Below are 17,102 nucleotides of genomic sequence, written 5' to 3' on the forward strand. Positions count from 1 at the left end.
CGCTCCTCGGGTGGTGGCGCAGGCGCGCCGTGGTCGGGCCGCGCGCATGGGCGGGCACGCGGGATGATCCCAGCGTGGCAGACCCGGGCCTCGCGTGCATCCGGGTTCCCCCCGGTACGAGTTGTCCCCAGAACTGGGACCCGGCGCGGTACGCCCTGCCAGGAGTAGCCTCACGAGAGGGCGGCGCATCGACGTCGAGGACTCGCGCGCGCCTTCGAGCGGAGGTGCTGATGTCACAGGTCGGGGACGAACGCGTCCTGAAGGTCGCGATCGCCGATGACGCGCTGCTGCTGCGCGAGGGCATCGCCAAGGTGCTCGAGGGCGGGGGACTCGAGGTCGTCGCCTCGGTCGGCACGGCCGACGAGCTCCTCGACGCGATCGACCAGCTCGACCTCGACGCGGCGGTCCTCGACATCCGCATGCCTCCGACGCACCGCGACGAGGGCATCGTCGCGCTCGAACGCATCCGCGAGCGCGGCGACCAGATGGGCGTGCTGCTGCTGTCGATGTACGCGACGCCCGAGTACGCGCTGCGCGTCATGGGCGCCGGCAGCGGCACGGGCTACCTGCTCAAGGAGCGCGTCTCCGAGCCGCAGACGCTCGTGCGCGCCGTGCAGACGGTGGCGTCGGGCGGCTCGGTCGTCGACCCCGAGGTCGTCGAGCAGCTCGTCCAGCGCACGCGCGCCGACGACCCGCTCGCGCGCCTGACCGAACGCGAGCGGTCGGTGCTCGAGCTCATGGCGCAGGGCTACTCCAACGGCGGCATCGCGCAGACCCTGTTCCTGGGGCTGAAGACCGTCGAGACGCATGTCCGCAGCATCCTGCAGAAGCTCGATCTCGAGGAGTCGCCGGAGCATCACCGCCGCGTGCTCGCGGTGCTCACGCTCCTCGGCCAGAGGTAGGCGGCATGATGGCGTCCGAGCGCCGAGGTGAGGTCGCGCGGCGGAGCGCCACGATCGCGGCCGTGATCGCGCTGAGCCTCACGATGGAGATCTGGGGCTTCCTCGCCACGCCGCCGGACGCGCTCCCCGAGGTCTCGTACACGACCCTGCACGCGTTCGTGCCGATCGTGTTCGCCGCCTGCGCCGGTGTGGCTTGGGCGATCGGGCCGAATCCGGTGCCGGCGCGCCTGATGATCCTGTTCGTCGTGCTCTGGATCCCGCTGACCTTCTTCTACTACGTCATCGGCCCGATCGGATGGCTCTGGCCCATCGTGCGCGGAGTCCACCTCGGCTGGGCCGTGGTCGCGGGCATCCTCGTGCTGGTCTATCCGCGCGGCTGGCTGGCCGACCGATTCGACCGCACCGTCGCGGCCCTCGCCCTCGGCATCTCGGTCATCTACCTCCTGGGCGTGGTCACGCTCGCCGGGGCCGACTCCGTGGAGGGGTGCGCCTGCGCGCCGAACCCCTACCAGATCGCGGATGCGCCGGAGCTGTTGTGGCTGGTCGAGGTCGGGTACCGGGTCGTCGGGTCCGCACTGGTGCTCGCCATCGCGGTCAGGCTGCTCGTGCGGTGGGTGCGCGGCAGCGTGCCGGCACGCGCGGTCGCATTCCTCATGCCCATCGCGCTCATCGCGTGGGCGGTCATGGCCGTCATCCAAGCGGCGGCGTACGCGCTCTCCGACACGGCCGATACCGTGCTGCTCACGGTGGCACTCATCGCGATGGCCGCGGTTCCGGTGAGCTTCGTCGCCGGCGTCGCGCACGCTCGGAACATGCGCGCCCGGGTCGCCGACCTCATGCGCGTCACCCGTGAGGGAGCCGATCGGGGCCTCTGGGCGGAGTCGCTGGCGCGCGCGCTCCGCGACGAGAGCGTCCGCGTGTACTGGTGGGACGAGGAGCGCGGCCGCTACGCCGACGCCGCGGGGGAGCCCATCGACTCCGCCGACCCGGGTGGCGGGCACAGCATCCTCCCCGTGGCGTCGCCCACGGGTCTGCCGATCGCGCTCATCCGGCACGACCGGGCCCTCACCGACAACATGCGTCTGCTCGACGGCGTCTCGAGCGCGCTCAGGCTCTCGGTCGACAACGGCCGGCTCCGCACTGAGGTCGAGCGCACGCTCGAGCAGGTGCGCCAGTCACGCCAGCGCATCGTCGAAGCCGGCGTCGAGGCTCGGCGGCGCATCGAGCGCGACCTGCACGACGGTGCCCAGCAGCAGCTCGTCTCGCTCGGCATGCGCCTGCGTCTCGCGGCGAACACCGCGCGCCAGGCTCGGCACGACGAGCTCGCGACCGAGCTCGAGGCCAGCATCCACACGCTCAACCAGGGCCTGCGCGAACTCCGGGAGCTCGCGCACGGCATCCATCCGAGCCTGCTCTCGCAGGGCGGGCTCGCGCTCGCGGTGCCCGAGCTCGCCGGCCGCTGCCCGGTGCCCGTCGAGGTCGACGTCCAGGCCGAGGGGCGGCTGCCCGAGCTCATCGAGTCGACGGCCTACTTCGCCGTCGCCGAGTCGCTGGCGAACGTGGCCAAGCACTCCCAGGCGACCCGGGCGTGGGTCCGGGCGTACCGGGAAGGCGGTGAGGTCGTGATCTCGGTGCGCGACAACGGCATCGGCGGCGCGTCGCTCGACGCCGGCACCGGCGTGATCGGCATCGCCGACCGCATCGACGCCGTCGGCGGCTCGATCACGCTCGAGAGCCCGCGCGGCGCGGGCACCACCGTGACCGTGCGGATGCCGCTCGAACTCCCACCCGTCGAGTCCCGCGAGCTCGCCGACACCGAGGGCGGGGGCTCCGGTCCCGAGGAGCGCCCCCGCTCGCTCGCCGGGGCGGGGCTGCTGGTGGCCGCCGAGTCGGGCGACCCGTCGCCCGACGACGCCAAGGCGGGCGCCGCATCGGGCCTCGCGCCCGGTGGCATCGGAACTCCGGCCGACGTCTGATCGCGGGATCGCGCCCCTGCACGAACGCGCGGTTCAGCCGCGCCAGCGGCAGGCGGCCAGGTCGATCCGGTAGCCGTCCTCGTCGTCGACGGGGCGGATCGGGACGCCCTCGTCGGCGTAGTGGGACCGAGCCCGTTCGGCGTGGCCCGCCGGTGGACGCCCGCCCGCGCGGACGACGCGCCACCACGGCACGTCGCCGCCGTAGCGTGCCATGACCTGGCCGACGGCGCGCGCGCCCCGCGAGCCGAGCGTCGCGGCCACGTCGCCATAGGTCATGACGTGGCCGGGCGGGATGTCGTCGACCACCGCGAGGACGGCGTCGACGAAGCCCTCGCCATGTCGCGGCATCCGTCGCCCCTCGACCGTGCGCGGCCCGGGCGCGCTCAGCTCTTCAGCTCGAGCGCGCCGATGACGTCTCCGTACTGCGTCTCGCCGACGTCACGGAAGCCGATGCGGTGGAAGAACTCGCCGGGGCCCTGGTCGCCGGGCTCCCAGAGCACGGTGATGCGGTGGAATCCGCGACGCTTCGCCTCCTCGGCGAGCGCGTGCGCGAGGAACCGGCCGACGCCCTTGCCCTGCACCTCGGCGTCGACGTTGATGCGCCAGATGCAGGCGCGGAACTCCTCGTGCGCGTTGTCGGGGTCGAAGTTGCCGTGGATGAACCCGACGACGCGATCGCCGTTGAGGGCGACCCGCTGCCACGCGGTGGCGGGGTTCACGACCGCGGTCTCGGCGGCGTAGGTGACGGGGGCGAGGAACTGCTCCTGCCCGGGCTTGAGCGACAGGTTGTTCGCGGCCACGATGTTCGTCGCGTTCAGTTCTTCCAGTCGCAGTTCTGCCATGCATCGCAGCCTAACCGTTCGGTCGGCGCGTCGGATAGGCCGGGAATTCTCTCGATGTCGAGATATCCAGCCGAAGCGGTAAGCTGGCAGGCGGCGTGTCGGACACCCCCGAGACTTCCTCGCTTCCCAAGCAATCCCACGAGATCCCAAGGAGACCGCCCCTTGTCGAAGATCAAGGTCGAAGGCACCGTCGTCGAACTCGACGGCGACGAGATGACCCGCATCATCTGGCAGGCCATCAAGGACCAGCTCATCCACCCGTACCTCGACGTGAACCTCGAGTACTACGACCTCTCCATCCAGAAGCGCGACGAGACCGACGACCAGATCACGGTCGACGCGGCCAACGCGATCAAGAAGCACGGCGTCGGCGTCAAGTGCGCGACGATCACGCCCGACGAGGCGCGCGTCGAGGAGTTCGGCCTCAAGAAGATGTGGCGTTCGCCGAACGGCACGATCCGCAACATCCTCGGCGGCGTGATCTTCCGCGAGCCGATCATCATCTCGAACATCCCGCGGCTCGTGCCCGGCTGGAACAAGCCGATCATCGTCGGCCGCCACGCGTTCGGCGACCAGTACCGCGCGACCGACTTCAAGTTCGAGGGCGAGGGCACCCTCACGATGACCTTCACCCCGAAGGACGGCTCCGAGCCGCAGTCCTTCGAGGTCTTCCAGGCGCCCGGCTCGGGCGTCGCGATGGGCATGTACAACCTCGACGACTCGATCCGCGACTTCGCGCGGGCGTCGCTGAACTACGGCCTCGCCCGCAACTACCCGGTGTACCTGTCGACGAAGAACACGATCCTGAAGGCCTACGACGGCCGCTTCAAGGACATCTTCCAGGAGGTCTTCGACACCGAGTTCAAGGCGAAGTTCGACGAGGCCGGCCTCACCTACGAGCACCGCCTCATCGACGACATGGTCGCCGCGTCCCTCAAGTGGGAGGGCGGCTACGTCTGGGCGTGCAAGAACTACGACGGCGACGTGCAGTCCGACACCGTCGCGCAGGGCTTCGGCTCGCTCGGCCTCATGACCTCGGTGCTCACCACGCCCGACGGCAGCGTCGTCGAGGCCGAGGCGGCCCACGGCACGGTGACGCGCCACTACCGCCAGCACCAGCAGGGCAAGCCCACCTCGACGAACCCGATCGCCTCGATCTTCGCCTGGACGCGCGGGCTCGCGCACCGCGGCAAGCTCGACGGCAACCAGGAGCTCATCGACTTCGCGCACACGCTCGAGGACGTGATCATCGAGACCGTCGAGTCGGGTGCCATGACCAAGGACCTCGCGCTGCTCGTCGGGCCCGACCAGGCGTACCAGACGACCGAGGAGTTCCTCGACACGATCGACGCGAACCTCAAGGCGCGCCTCGCGGCGTAGCCGGTCCCTTCGCGGCTCGGACGGGCCGGATGCCACGTGCATCCGGCCCGTCCGCCGTATCCGGGGGAGGATGGAGGGCATGGCACGTGCTGCCCGGCCGCTGCGCCTCATCCGCCGATACCCGATCGTCGCGCTCACGCTCGGGATCGGGGTGCTGGGCATCGTCCTCGCGCTCACGGGGCAGGGCTGGCTCGTCGCCTGGATCTTCAGCATCTACGCGCTCGGCATCGCGGCCTGGCAGGCCGTCGGGATGGTGCGGGACATCCTGGGCGGGCACTGGGGTCTCGACATCCTCGCCGTCACCGCCCTCGTCGCGACCGTCGCCGTGGGCGAGTACGTCGCGGCACTGATCGTCGTGCTCATGTTGACGGGCGGCGAGGCGCTCGAGGACTACGCGGACCGACGGGCCAAGCGCGAACTCGACGCGTTGCTCGCTCGGGCCCCGCAGCGCGCGCATCGTGTCGTCGACGACCACTTCGAGGATGTCCCGGTCGACGAGGTCCGACCGGGAGACGTGCTGCTCGTGCGACCGAGCGAGATCGTTCCCGTCGACGGCGAGCTGCGCTCGGCCGAGACGTCGGTCGACGAGTCGTCGATCACCGGCGAGAGCGTTCCCGTCGAGAAGAGTGCCGGCGACGAGCTGCTGAGCGGGTCCGTCAACGGGCCCGTCGCCGTCGAGATCACGGCGACCGCACGTGCGGCCGACAGCCAGTACCAGCAGATCGTGGCGCTCGTCGCCGAGGCCGCCGCGAGCAAGGCCCCCGTCGTGCGACTCGCCGACCGCTACGCGGTGCCCTTCACGGTCTTCTCGCTGCTGCTCGCGGGCGTCGCGTGGTGGGTGTCGGGCGATCCGGTGCGCTTCGCCGAGGTGCTCGTGCTCGCGACGCCGTGCCCGCTGCTCATCGCCGCGCCCGTGGCGTTCATCGGCGGGATGAGCCGGGCGGCGCGCAACGGGATCATCGTCAAGGGCGGGGGAGTGCTCGAGCAGCTCGCCAGGGCGAAGACCGCCGTGTTCGACAAGACCGGAACGCTCACACACGGCGAGCCGGAACTCGTCGCCGTGCGCACCGAACCGGGCTTCGGGTCGGATGAGCTGCTGGTGCTCGTCGCCTCGGCGGAGCAGTACTCCTCGCACGTCCTCGCCGCCTCGATCATGCAGGCCGCGACCGATCGGGGCCTGCGACTCGTCGAGGGCGAATGGGCTCGCGAATCGGCGACCAACGGCGTGACGGCCCGGATCGGCGGTCGCGACGTGACCGTCGGCAAGTTCGCCTACGTGCGGGAACGGGCGCCGGAGGCGCGCCGTACCGAGATCTCGCCGGGCGAGCTCGCCGTGTACGTCGCCGTCGACGGCCGATTCGCGGGCGCCCTGCTCGCACGCGACCGGCTGCGGGGCAACGCCCGTGCGACGCTCGAGCGACTCGATCGGCTCGGCGTGCGCCACACCATGATGCTCACGGGCGACGCGCAGGCGACGGCCGACCACATCGCGGCCGAGCTCGGCCTCGAGCGGGTGCGCGCCGAGTGCCTCCCCGCCGACAAGGTGCAGGAGGTCTCGGCAATCGCCGAGCGCCCGGTGATCATGGTCGGCGACGGCGTGAACGACGCGCCCGTGCTCGCCGCGGCCGACATCGGGGTGGCGATGGGCGCGCGCGGCGCGACGGCTGCGAGCGAGTCCGCCGACGCCGTGATCCTCGTCGACGACATCTCGCGCACCGCCAAGGCCGTCGAGATCGGCCGCGACACCGTGCGCATCGCCCTGCAGAGCATCTGGCTCGGCATCATCGTGAGCGTCGGACTGATGCTCGTGGCGGCGTTCGGCTTCATCCCGGCGACGGCGGGCGCGCTCCTGCAGGAGTTCGTCGACCTGGCGGCGATCCTCGCCGCGCTCCGCGCGATCGGCGGGCGGCGTGACGCCGCGGCATCGGCGCCCGTGCCCGAGTACGCCGCGACATCCGCTCGCTAGGCGGCGCGCCGGCCGGCCGTCGTCGGTTCGACCGATCGAGAGGTCGCGGATGGTGCGTGCGGGCCGCCATGTGCGACTTCTCGTCGCGGGACCGGCGGGCGTCTGGGGCACGCCGTCGCGAGTGGTCGGGGATGGCGGGTGCGACCGACCACGTGCGACCTCTCTCGGACGGGAGAGTGGCGCGCTGCCGAGGTCACGGTGAGGTAACGAAGTCTTGCGGAGAGTTTGTTCGTAAGGTTTACTAACAAACGTGACCGTAACGGATGCCTCGCGACCCCCGGCCCCCGCGCCCGCCTCGGCCGGCGCAGTGCCCCTCTTCGCCGGTCGAGCCCTGCGAGCCTCCGGCAAGGTGCTCCCCGAGCACGCACGCAGCCACAACCGCAGCCTCGTGCTGCAGACGCTCTACACCCAGGGCGCCCAGAGCCGAGCGGATGTCGCGCGCGAGACGGGCCTGACGCGCGTCACCGTGTCCGACCTCGTCGCCGAGCTCATCGCCGAGGGCCTCGTGGTCGAGCTCGGCCAGCGCGAGGACGCCCGACCGGGAAAGCCCGCCACGCTCATCGACATCGACCGCACGGGCTTCCACGTCGTCGCGGTCGACCTGTCCGAGCACACCCGGTTCCGCGGTGCGGTGCTCGACCTCGACGGGAGCATCGTCGCGCAGGCCGAGGTCGCGCTCGACGGCGCCACGGGCGAGCACGCCGTCCAGCTCGTGATCGAGCTCCTCGACGGGCTCCTCGCCCTCACGACCGCGCGTGTGCTCGGCATCGGCGTCGGCTCGCCCGGCATCGTGGAGCCGAACGGCGTCGTGCACTCGGCCCCCAACCTCGGCTGGACCGACCTGCCGCTGCAGGAGCGCCTCGCCGCCGTCTTCCACCTCCCCGTGCACGTCGCCAACGACGCGAACGTCGCCGTCCTCGCCGAGCACGCCAGTGCGCCCGGCGACCTCATCCTCATCAAGGTCGGCCACGGTGTCGGCGCCGGCCTCATCGTCGGCGGCCGTCCCGTGCTGGGCGCCGGTTCGGCCGCGGGCGAGATCGGCCACGTCATGGTCGGCACCGACGGCGGCCCGCGCTGCGTGTGCGGCAGGCACGGCTGCCTCGAGGCCTGGCTGGCCGTACCCCGGCTGACGGCCGAGCTCGACCGGCTCGGCGACACGGATGCCGCGGCATCCGCTCGTGAAGAGACCCTGCGGGAAGCGGGCCGACGCCTCGGCATCGTGCTCGCCCCCGTCGTCGGTGCGCTGAACCTCTCCGAGGTCGTCGTCAGCGGACCGGCGGAACTGCTTGACGGTCCGCTGCTCGAAGCGACCGTCGAGACACTCCGGATACGGACGATGGCGGAACACCACCGCGATCTGAGGCTCCGGATGACCGCGCACGGCCAGGACATCGTCCTGCGCGGCGCGGCGGTCATGGTCCTGTCCGGACAACTCGGGGTCTCGTAGGGCCCCACCCCGCACCAAGGGTGGCGGCGCCCCGCTCCCACCCTCGCCCTATGAAAGGAAACCACGCAATGAGGAAACTCGGCATCGCGGCGCTCGGCGCCGTGGCAGCGCTGACCCTCGCCGGGTGCGCCACCTCCGGAGGCGACGCCGCCTCCGAGGAGGGCGCCGAGATCCGCGTCTGGCTGGTCGGCACCGACACGCCCGACGAGGCGCGCGAGTACCTGGAGAGCACGTTCGAGGAGGAGCACCCCGACTCCACGCTGGTCATCGAGGAGCAGTCGTGGGACGGCCTCGTCGACCGCCTCACCACGAGCCTCTCGGGCTCCGACAGCCCCGACATCGTCGAGGTCGGCAACACCCAGGCGGCGGCGTTCACGTCGGCGGGGGCATTCCTCGACCTCACCGAGCACTACGACGAGCTCGGCGGCGACGACCTGCTGCCCGGCTTCGTCGAGGCGGGTTCGTACGACGACAAGTTCTACGCCGCCCCGCTCTATGCCGGTTCGCGGCTCGTGTTCTACAAGAAGGACGCACTCGCCGCGGCCGGGCTCGAGGCGCCCACCACGCTCGACCAGTACATCGAGCAGGGCATCGCGCTCGCCGACGCGAACCCCGGCAAGTCGGGCATCTGGTGGCCCGGCCAGGACTGGTACAACGCCCTCCCGTACATCTGGGAGAACGGCGGCGAGGTCGCCGTGCCCGACGGCGACGGATGGGACGCCCAGCTCTCGAGCGACGAGTCGATCGCCGGGCTCGAGCAGGTCCAGCAGGTCATGACCGAAGCGTCGCTCGCGCCCAAGGACGGCAATGAGACCAACCCGCAGGTCGGCTTCTGCGACGGCACCACGCTGCAGCTGTCCGCTCCGAGCTGGGTCAAGTGGTCGATCCTCGCACCGACCGACGCCGAGACCCCGGGCTGCCCCGACCAGGAGGCCAACCTCGGCGTCTACGCCCTCCCCGGCGCGGACGGCGGCGCGGCGCAGGTCTTCGCGGGCGGTTCCAACGTCGGCATCTCGGCGAAGTCGCAGCACCCCGAGCTCGCGCTCGACGCGCTGAAGATCATCCTGTCCGACGAGTTCCAGACGATCTACGGCGAGAACGGCCTCGTGCCCGCCAAGCTCTCGCTGGCCGACACGCTCGGCACCGACGAGGTCGCGCAGGCGATCGCGGCCGCCGCCGGCAACGCCAAGCTCACCCCGGCCTCGCCGAAGTGGGCCGACGTCGAGGCCGCGGGCATCCTGCAGGACCTCTTCGTCAAGATCGCGCAGGGGGGCGACGTCGCGTCGCTCGCCGAGGAGGCCGACCAGAAGATCGAGGACATCCTCAACGGCTGATCGTTCCGATCGGGTGCGGCCGCGCGCAGAATGGCGGTGCGGCCGCACCCTGCCCATGTGCGACGCAGGAGATTGCAGATGACCACCACCGACGCCGGCCTCACGCCGGCCGTGAGCTCGGTCGAGGGCGAGCGCCTCACGGCGCCGCAGCCCCGCGACCCGGGCTCGAGCCGCCGCCGCGGCCGCCGATCCGGGGGACTGACCCCGTACGCCCTCCTCGTCCCGGCCACGATCGTCCTCGGGCTGATCGTCGGCTGGCCCCTCATCCAGCTCGTCGTCACCTCGATGCAGGAGTTCGGCCGGGCCCAGGTGTTCGGCGCCCCGCCCACCTGGGTGTGGTTCGAGAACTACGTCGACGTGCTCACCGACACCACGTTCTACGAGGTGCTCGGCCGCAGCCTCGTCTTCGCCGCGGGATGCGTCGTCATCACGATGGTGCTCGGCACGCTCATCGCCCTGCTGCTCCAGCGGCTGCCCAAGGGCTTCCGCCTGCTCCTCTCGATCGGCCTCCTGCTGGCCTGGGCGATGCCGCCGCTGTCGGCGACGATCGTGTGGGGCTGGATGTTCGACACCGACTACGGCGTGATCAACCACGTGCTCGTGAACACCTTCGGGCTCGAGCAGTTCACGCAGCACTCGTGGCTCATCGAGCCCTTGAGCTTCTTCCTGGTCGCGGGTGTGGTCATCGTCTGGGGTGCCGTGCCGTTCGTCGCGTTCGCACTCTACGCCGGCCTCACGCAGGTGCCCGACGAGGTGCTCGAGGCATCCCAGCTCGACGGCGCGGGCGGCATCCAGCGGTTCCGGCTCATCATCTTCCCGTACCTCAAGCCGATCTTCCTGATCACGACGATCCTGCAGATCATCTGGGACCTCAAGGTGTTCACGCAGATCTTCGCGCTCCAGGACATCGGCGGCATCCGGGAGCTGACCAACACGCTCGGCGTGTACATCTACCAGGTCTCGATCGCGGGCGGCGACTTCGGCGCGGGCGGTGCGATCGCGGTGATCACGGCGATCATCATCATGACCGTGTCGCTCTACTACATCCGTCAGGTGATCAAGGAGGAGGAACTGTGACCGCCGCCATCACCCCCGGCCTGCAGGCCGCCGCGCCGGGTCGCCGCGAGGATCGGGCGGCCGCGGCCCGGCCCGGCCGGCGTCGCACCCGAATGGCGACGATCGGGTACAGCGTGCTCTCCGTCGTGCTCTTCGTGCTGTTCGCGTTCCCCGTCTACTGGATGGTGAACACGTCGTTCCAGCCGAACAACGAGATCCGCGGGTCCGAGATCCACTTCTGGCCCGACAACTTCACGCTCCGGAACTACGAGACCGTGCTCTTCGACCCGGGCCGCACGCCGTTCCTGCCCGCGGCCGCGAACTCCCTCATCGTGACCATCACCACGGTCGTGATCGCCCTCGTGTTCGCCTTCCTCGCGGCGCTCGCCGTCACCCGGTTCCGGTTCCGCAGCCGCCGCCTGTTCATCATCGTGATCCTCGTGATCCAGATGATCCCGGGCGAGGCGATGATGGTCTCGATCTTCCGGGTCATCGACGGATGGCACCTGCTCAACACGCTCATCGGCCTGACGATCGTGTACGTCGCCACCGTGCTGCCGTTCACGATCTGGACGCTGCGCGGATTCGTCGACGGCATCCCGGTCGACCTCGAGGAGGCGGCGATGATCGACGGATGCTCCCGCGCGGGCGCCTTCTGGCGGGTGACGTTCCCGCTGCTCGCGCCGGGCCTCGTCGCGACCGGCGTGTTCGGCTTCATCCAGGCGTGGAACGAGTTCGTCATGGCGCTCGTGCTGAACGCCAGGCCCGACATGATGACGCTGCCGGTGTGGTTGCGCACCTTCCTCGTCGCCAACGGCACCACGAACTGGGCGGCGATCATGGCAGGCTCGACCTTGATGGCCATCCCCGTGATCGTGTTCTTCCTGTTCGTGCAGGGGCGCATGACGAGCGGGCTCGTGAGCGGAGCCGTCAAAGGATGAGCACCGAGATCCGGGGCGGTGCGGGCGACGGCCTGCGCCGCGACATCCTCACGACCCTGCTGCCCGGCTTCGAGGGGCCCGACGCGCCCGCCTGGCTGGTCGAGCTGCTGGGCCAGGGCCTCGGCGGAGTGTGCCTGTTCGGCACGAACGTCCAGTCGCCCGCGCAGCTCGCGGGCCTGACCCGCCGGCTGCGCGAGGCGAACCCCGACGCGGTCGTCGCGATCGACGAGGAAGGCGGCGACGTCACCCGGCTGTTCGCCGACCGCGGCGCTCCGTACCCCGGCAACGCCGTGCTCGGTCGCATCGACGACGTGGCGCTCACTCGGTCGATCGGTCGGGCGGTCGGTGAGGCGCTCGCCGCGGTGGGCTGCACCATGACGTTCGCACCCGACGCCGACATCAACTCCAACCCGTCCAACCCGGTCATCGGGGTGCGCAGCTTCGGTGCCTCGCCCGAGCCGGTCGCGCATCACACCGCTGCGTGGGTCGAGGGCGTGCAGTCGGCGGGCATCGACGCGAGCGCGAAGCACTTCCCGGGCCACGGCGACACCGCGACCGACTCGCACCTCGCGCTGCCCGTCGTCGACCTGCCCCTCGAGCAGCTCCGCGAGCGCGAGCTCGCACCGTTCCGCGCCGCGATCGCGGCCGGGACCCGCTCGATCATGACCTCGCACATCCTGCTGCCGCAGCTCGACGCGGAACAGCCCGCCACCCTGTCTCCCCGCATCCTGCAGCGCCTGCTCCGCGGCGAGCTGGGCTTCGAGGGCGTCATCGTCTCCGACGCGCTCGACATGGCCGGGGCGAGCGGCGCGCACGGCATCCCCGAGGCGGCCGTGCGCGCGCTCGTCGCCGGGTGCGACCTGCTGTGCATCGGCACCGGCAACACGGCGCCCCAGCTCGAGGAGATCGTCGCCGCCATCGCGGACGCCGTGGCGTCCGGGCGACTCGCGGTCGAGCGGGTGGCGGATGCCGCGGCCCGCGTGCGCTCGCTCGCGAGCCGGCACCCCGCGCCATCCGAGACCCCTTCACCCCAGATCGTGCCCGGCGAGCTCCCCATGGATCTCGGGGCCTGGATCGCCGCGTCGTTCGACGTCGCTGACGGCGTGCTCGACCGCCTCGCCGGCGCGGGGCGCATCGGCACGATCGTGCGGGTCGACACGGCGGCGAACATCGCCGTCGGCGACGTGCCGTGGGGGCCGTTCGCGCTCCGGTCCGAGGTCGACTCCGATCGGGCGCGAACGATGCCGGCGTGGCTCGCCGACGCCGAGGTCGTCGCGCTCGACGCGACGACGCCGATCCGGGACGCGGGCGCCCTCGAGGGGCCCGTGCTCGTCGTGGGCAAGGACCTGCACCGCCATGCGTTCGCGGTCGCGGCCATCGCACGCCTCCGCGAGACGCGAGCCGCCGACGTCGTGACCGTCGACATGGGTTGGCCGAGCGACGACCGGGCGTTCGCCGACATCTCGACGTTCGGCGCGTCACGCGCCGTCGCCGAGGCGTTCGTCGTCATGGTCGAGCGCGCACTCGCCGCGTCCGGGTCGGCACCCGCATCGGCACCGATGTCCGCACCGGTGGAGGCGCCGTGAGACTCGGCATCGACATCGGGGGCACCAAGACCGCGGCCGTCGCGGTGGGCGAGAACGGCGAGCTGAGCGACCAGGTGCGCATGCCCACGGGCTTCGGCGCCGAGGCCGTCGTCGAGACGGCCCTGCGCACGGTCGAGCGGATGTCGCACCTCGCGGGCGTCGAACCCGACGCGTTCCGCTCCATCGGCATCGGCATCCCGGGCTCCGTCGACTCAGCCACCGGCCGGGTCACGCACGCCGTGAATCTCGGCCTCGAGGGTCTCGACCTCGGCCCGCGGCTCGCGGATCGGCTCGGGGTCGACGTGCGGGTCGAGAACGACGTGAAGGCGGCGGCGCTCGGCGCGCACCACCTGCTCGGCGTCGCCGACGGCATCCGCGCGCACTCGATGGCCTACCTCAACCTCGGCACCGGGCTCGCCGCCGGCATCGTGCTCGACGGGCACCTGCTGCGCGGCCGGCGCGGCGTCGCCGGTGAGATCGGGCACATCCCGGTCGACCCGGCGGGCGAGCTCTGCGCGTGCGGACAACGCGGATGCCTCGAGACGATCGCGTCCGGTTCCGCGCTCGCCGCGCTCTGGCCGGGTTCGGGCCGCCATCCCGCCGTCGACCTCTTCGACCGGGCCGACGCGGGCGATCCCGCCGCCGTTCAGGTGCGCGACCGGTTCCTGACGGGCGTCGCCTCGGCGGTCCGGCTGCTCGCGCTCACCACCGACGTCGACGACATCGTGATCGGCGGCGGGCTGGCCGGTCTCGGCGATCGGCTGCTCGCCGGAACGCGCCGCGTGCTGGACGACTGGGCGGCGGACTCGGCCTTCCTCGCGTCGCTCGACCTGCCGCGCCGCGTGCAGGTGATCCCGCGCGGCTTCCCCGCCGCGGCGGTCGGCGCTGCGCTCATCGGCGAGGATTCGGAGGTGCCCGCGTGGCAGAGGTCGTGATCGTGCGCGACGAGGCCGAGGCCGGTGAGCTCGTCGCATCCGCAATCGTCGAGCTCGTGGAGCGCCGTCCCGACGCCGTGCTCGGCCTCGCGACGGGTTCGACCCCGCTCTCGACGTACCGCGCGCTCGCCCGCCGACTCGCCGACGAGGGTGCGCCGGATGTCGCGCGCGTGCGCGGATTCGCCCTCGACGAGTACGTCGGGCTCCCGTCGGGTCACCCCGAGTCGTACCGCGCGGTCATCGCACGCGAGGTGGTCGAGCCCCTCGGCCTGACGCCCGAACTCGTGCACGTGCCGAACGGCGAACCCGAGACCATCCGCACCGCAGCCGACGACTACGAGCGCGCCATCCAGGCCGCCGGCGGCGTCGACCTGCAGATCCTCGGTATCGGCCGCACCGGGCACATCGGGTTCAACGAGCCCGGCTCCTCCCTCGCCTCGCTCACGCGCGTGAAGACGCTGACCGAGGAGACGCGCGCCGACAACGCGAGGTTCTTCGACTCACCCGACGACGTGCCCATGCACTGCATCACGCAGGGCATCGGCACGATCCTGCGCGCGCGACACCTCGTGCTGCTCGCGTTCGGCGAGGCGAAGTCGCAGGCCGTCGCGGACGCGGTCGAGGGGCCGCTGTCGGCGAGCCGTCCGGGATCGGCCATCCAGCTGCATCCGCATGCCACCGTCGTGCTCGACGAGGCCGCGGCATCCCGCCTGGACCACGCGGCGTACTACCGCCACGCGTGGACGCACAAGCCCGACTGGCAGGGCATCTGACGGCGTCCGGTCAGCTCGGGACGAGCCGCCGGACCGTGTCGAGGTAGGCCTCGGCGTCGAAGTCGGCGAGGATGGCGCGCTGCACCATGAATCCCGGGGCCAGGCCCATGAGCACGGGAACCACGCGGCGCGCGTACGCGTCGGCGTCGGGACGGGCCGCATCGGGATTCGCCGCGGCCCACTCGGTGACGAGGCCGATGAGGAGCTGTCGCACGGGCGCGAGGAATCGGTGCACCACCTCCTGCAGCGACGGATCGATCGCGGCTTCGGCCCAGACCTGGAGGAACAGGTTGGGCGTGAAGGCCTCCCGATGCATGCCGTCGATCAGCGCCGCCATGACCTCGCCCGGAGCGAGCGGGCCGTGGTCGGCGCGGAGCTGGTCGAGTTCCAGCGATCGGGCGGAGAGGATCTGGTGGGCGGCCGCGAAGAACAGCTCCTCCTTGCTTGAGTAGTGACCGTAGATCGCGCCGGCGGACAGCCCTGACGCGGCGATGATGTCGGCCATCGAGGTGCCGCGGAAGCCCTTGGCGGCGAAGCAGCGGAGTGCGGCATCCGCGATCTCGGAGCGTCTCGCCTCGCGATACGCCTCGGTCACCTTCGGCATCGGACACCTCCTGCGAGCGATCGGACTCGTGCTCTTGACGATCTTAGGTCGCGGGTCCACTATAAAGAACGAACATTCGTTTTGAAAGAGGAGTCGTCATGGAGTCCCGCACCGCCGCACCGCTCGGGAGGACATCGTTCGGTCGCGCGATCGGCATCGGCGCCGCGCTCTCGCTGGTGGTCGGCCTCATCGTGCTCGCCTTCGCGTGGCCGTCGGTCACCGCCGAGCCCAAAGACCTGCCGGTCGCGGTCGCCGGCCCCGACACGAGCGTCGAGCAGGTCGAGTCCCGCGTCGCCGACCAGGCCGAGGGTGCGGTCGCCCTCGAGCGCGTCGACGATCGCGACGCCGCGGTGGCGGCGATCGAGCAGCGCGAGGTCTACGGCGCGATCATTTTCGGCGACGGGCCGACCGATGCGCCCGAGGTGCTGGTCGCCTCGGCCGCGAGCCCCGCCGTCGCCCAGATGCTGCGCGGCATGGCGGCCGAGCTCCAGCAGGGCATCGCCGACCAGATGCGCGAGCAGCTCCCGACGCAGCTGCAGTCGGTCCTCGAGGAGGCGGTCCGCACTGCCGTCCAGGCGGCACTCGCCCAGGCGGCCGGCCAGCCGCCCGCCACTCCGCCGGCGGCCCCGAGCGTGCCCGAGCTGCCGTCCGTCACCGTGACCGTCACCGACGTGGTGCCGCTCGCCGACACCGACCCGCGCGGCACGGGCCTGACCGCCGCCATGTTCCCGATCGTGCTGGGCGGCATGCTCGGCGGCATCGCCATCTCGCTCACCATCATCGGCGCCATCCGGCGCATCGTGGCGGTGCTCGTGTACGCCGCTGCCGCCGGACTCGTGCTCACCGGCATCCTGCAGGGCTGGTTCGGTGCGTTGCAGGGCGACTTCTGGCTGAACAGCGCCGCGATCGCGCTCGCCCTGGCGGCGATCGCCGCACCCATCATCGGCTTCGTGGCGCTGATGGGTCGAGCGGGCATCGCCGTCGGCGTGATCACGTTCATGCTGGTGGCCAACCCGATCTCCGCGGCGGCGATCCCGGTCGAATTCCTGCCCGTGCCGTGGGGTGCGGTCGGCCAGTGGTTCCCGCCCGGGGCCGCGGGAACCCTGCTTCGCGACCTGTCCTACTTCCCGGATGCCGACACGATGTTCCCGTGGCTCGTGCTCGCCGCATGGACGCTCGGCGGCATCCTGCTCGCGCTCGTCGGGCACTTCCGGACCGCAGGCGGAGCCGAGTCCGACGACGAGGCGGCGCACGCCGACGACGCGCTGCGCGAGCCCGCAGCGAAGCAGGCCGAGCCGGCCGACCGGGAGGCGACGCCCGTCGCGTAGCGCGAGGTCGCGGCATCCGCTCGGCATTCGGC

The 17,102-nt window shown here is 71.5% G+C and carries 15 protein-coding genes; 12 read left to right on the top strand and 3 right to left on the bottom strand.

What is annotated here, in order from left to right; all coding sequences use genetic code 11:
• The first annotated feature begins 230 nt into the window (after nt 1-230).
• Together BLT99_RS01440 and BLT99_RS01445 are read left to right on the top strand one after the other, a co-directional pair.
• Nucleotides 231-902 carry a response regulator gene (locus tag BLT99_RS01440; RefSeq protein ID WP_197675516.1) on the top strand — a complete coding sequence of 224 codons (672 nt, stop codon included), beginning with the start codon at nt 231-233 and terminating at the stop codon, nt 900-902.
• A 5-nt stretch (nt 903-907) separates the two neighbouring features.
• On the top strand, nt 908-2,878 hold the full coding sequence (locus BLT99_RS01445; protein ID WP_092668682.1) for a sensor histidine kinase: 1,971 nt from the start codon (nt 908-910) through the stop codon (nt 2,876-2,878).
• A 33-nt stretch (nt 2,879-2,911) separates the two neighbouring features.
• Here BLT99_RS01445 and BLT99_RS01450 read toward each other — a convergent pair whose 3' ends face one another.
• Together BLT99_RS01450 and BLT99_RS01455 are read right to left on the bottom strand one after the other, a co-directional pair.
• Nucleotides 2,912-3,226, bottom strand: a complete 315-nt coding sequence (locus tag BLT99_RS01450; RefSeq protein WP_092668684.1) for an MGMT family protein — start codon at nt 3,224-3,226, stop codon at nt 2,912-2,914.
• A 35-nt stretch (nt 3,227-3,261) separates the two neighbouring features.
• Nucleotides 3,262-3,720 carry a GNAT family N-acetyltransferase gene (locus BLT99_RS01455; protein ID WP_092668686.1) on the bottom strand — a complete coding sequence of 153 codons (459 nt, stop codon included), beginning with the start codon at nt 3,718-3,720 and terminating at the stop codon, nt 3,262-3,264.
• A 162-nt stretch (nt 3,721-3,882) separates the two neighbouring features.
• Here BLT99_RS01455 and BLT99_RS01460 point away from each other — a divergent pair, with 162 nt between their 5' ends.
• From BLT99_RS01460 to BLT99_RS01500, 9 genes are all read left to right on the top strand, one after another.
• A complete protein-coding gene (locus BLT99_RS01460; protein WP_092668688.1) occupies nt 3,883-5,100 on the top strand; it encodes an NADP-dependent isocitrate dehydrogenase in 1,218 nt (405 codons plus the stop codon).
• Nucleotides 5,101-5,179: 79 nt separating this feature from the next.
• Nucleotides 5,180-7,066: a heavy metal translocating P-type ATPase gene (locus tag BLT99_RS01465; RefSeq protein WP_092668690.1), complete on the top strand. Its 1,887-nt coding sequence runs from the start codon at nt 5,180-5,182 to the stop codon at nt 7,064-7,066.
• A 250-nt stretch (nt 7,067-7,316) separates the two neighbouring features.
• On the top strand, nt 7,317-8,513 hold the full coding sequence (locus BLT99_RS01470; RefSeq protein ID WP_371874251.1) for an ROK family transcriptional regulator: 1,197 nt from the start codon (nt 7,317-7,319) through the stop codon (nt 8,511-8,513).
• A gap of 68 nt (nt 8,514-8,581) precedes the next feature.
• A complete protein-coding gene (locus BLT99_RS01475) occupies nt 8,582-9,847 on the top strand; it encodes an extracellular solute-binding protein (RefSeq protein WP_092668692.1) in 1,266 nt (421 codons plus the stop codon).
• Nucleotides 9,848-9,925: 78 nt separating this feature from the next.
• Entirely contained in the window at nt 9,926-10,924 is a 999-nt protein-coding gene (locus tag BLT99_RS17910) for a carbohydrate ABC transporter permease (protein WP_092668694.1), read from the top strand.
• Nucleotides 10,921-11,844, top strand: a complete 924-nt coding sequence (locus BLT99_RS17915; RefSeq protein ID WP_371874250.1) for a carbohydrate ABC transporter permease — start codon at nt 10,921-10,923, stop codon at nt 11,842-11,844. Before BLT99_RS17910 ends, BLT99_RS17915 begins: the two co-directional genes overlap by 4 nt.
• Nucleotides 11,841-13,430 carry a glycoside hydrolase family 3 protein gene (locus BLT99_RS01490; RefSeq protein WP_092668696.1) on the top strand — a complete coding sequence of 530 codons (1,590 nt, stop codon included), beginning with the start codon at nt 11,841-11,843 and terminating at the stop codon, nt 13,428-13,430. The genes BLT99_RS17915 and BLT99_RS01490 overlap by 4 nt, the downstream gene beginning before the upstream one ends.
• Nucleotides 13,427-14,365, top strand: a complete 939-nt coding sequence (locus BLT99_RS01495; protein WP_092668698.1) for an ROK family protein — start codon at nt 13,427-13,429, stop codon at nt 14,363-14,365. Before BLT99_RS01490 ends, BLT99_RS01495 begins: the two co-directional genes overlap by 4 nt.
• Nucleotides 14,350-15,138, top strand: a complete 789-nt coding sequence (locus BLT99_RS01500; protein WP_092668700.1) for a glucosamine-6-phosphate deaminase — start codon at nt 14,350-14,352, stop codon at nt 15,136-15,138. The genes BLT99_RS01495 and BLT99_RS01500 overlap by 16 nt, the downstream gene beginning before the upstream one ends.
• 10 nt (nt 15,139-15,148) lie before the next feature.
• Here the strand turns inward: BLT99_RS01500 and BLT99_RS01505 are convergent, their stop codons facing one another.
• Nucleotides 15,149-15,742: a TetR/AcrR family transcriptional regulator gene (locus BLT99_RS01505; protein ID WP_092668702.1), complete on the bottom strand. Its 594-nt coding sequence runs from the start codon at nt 15,740-15,742 to the stop codon at nt 15,149-15,151.
• 98 nt (nt 15,743-15,840) lie between these two features.
• Here BLT99_RS01505 and BLT99_RS01510 point away from each other — a divergent pair, with 98 nt between their 5' ends.
• Nucleotides 15,841-17,070, top strand: a complete 1,230-nt coding sequence (locus BLT99_RS01510; RefSeq protein ID WP_188434417.1) for a hypothetical protein — start codon at nt 15,841-15,843, stop codon at nt 17,068-17,070.
• Nucleotides 17,071-17,102: the final 32 nt, after the last annotated feature.

This window comes from Agromyces flavus (assembly GCF_900104685.1).
In the GTDB taxonomy this organism is placed as follows: domain Bacteria; phylum Actinomycetota; class Actinomycetes; order Actinomycetales; family Microbacteriaceae; genus Agromyces; species Agromyces flavus.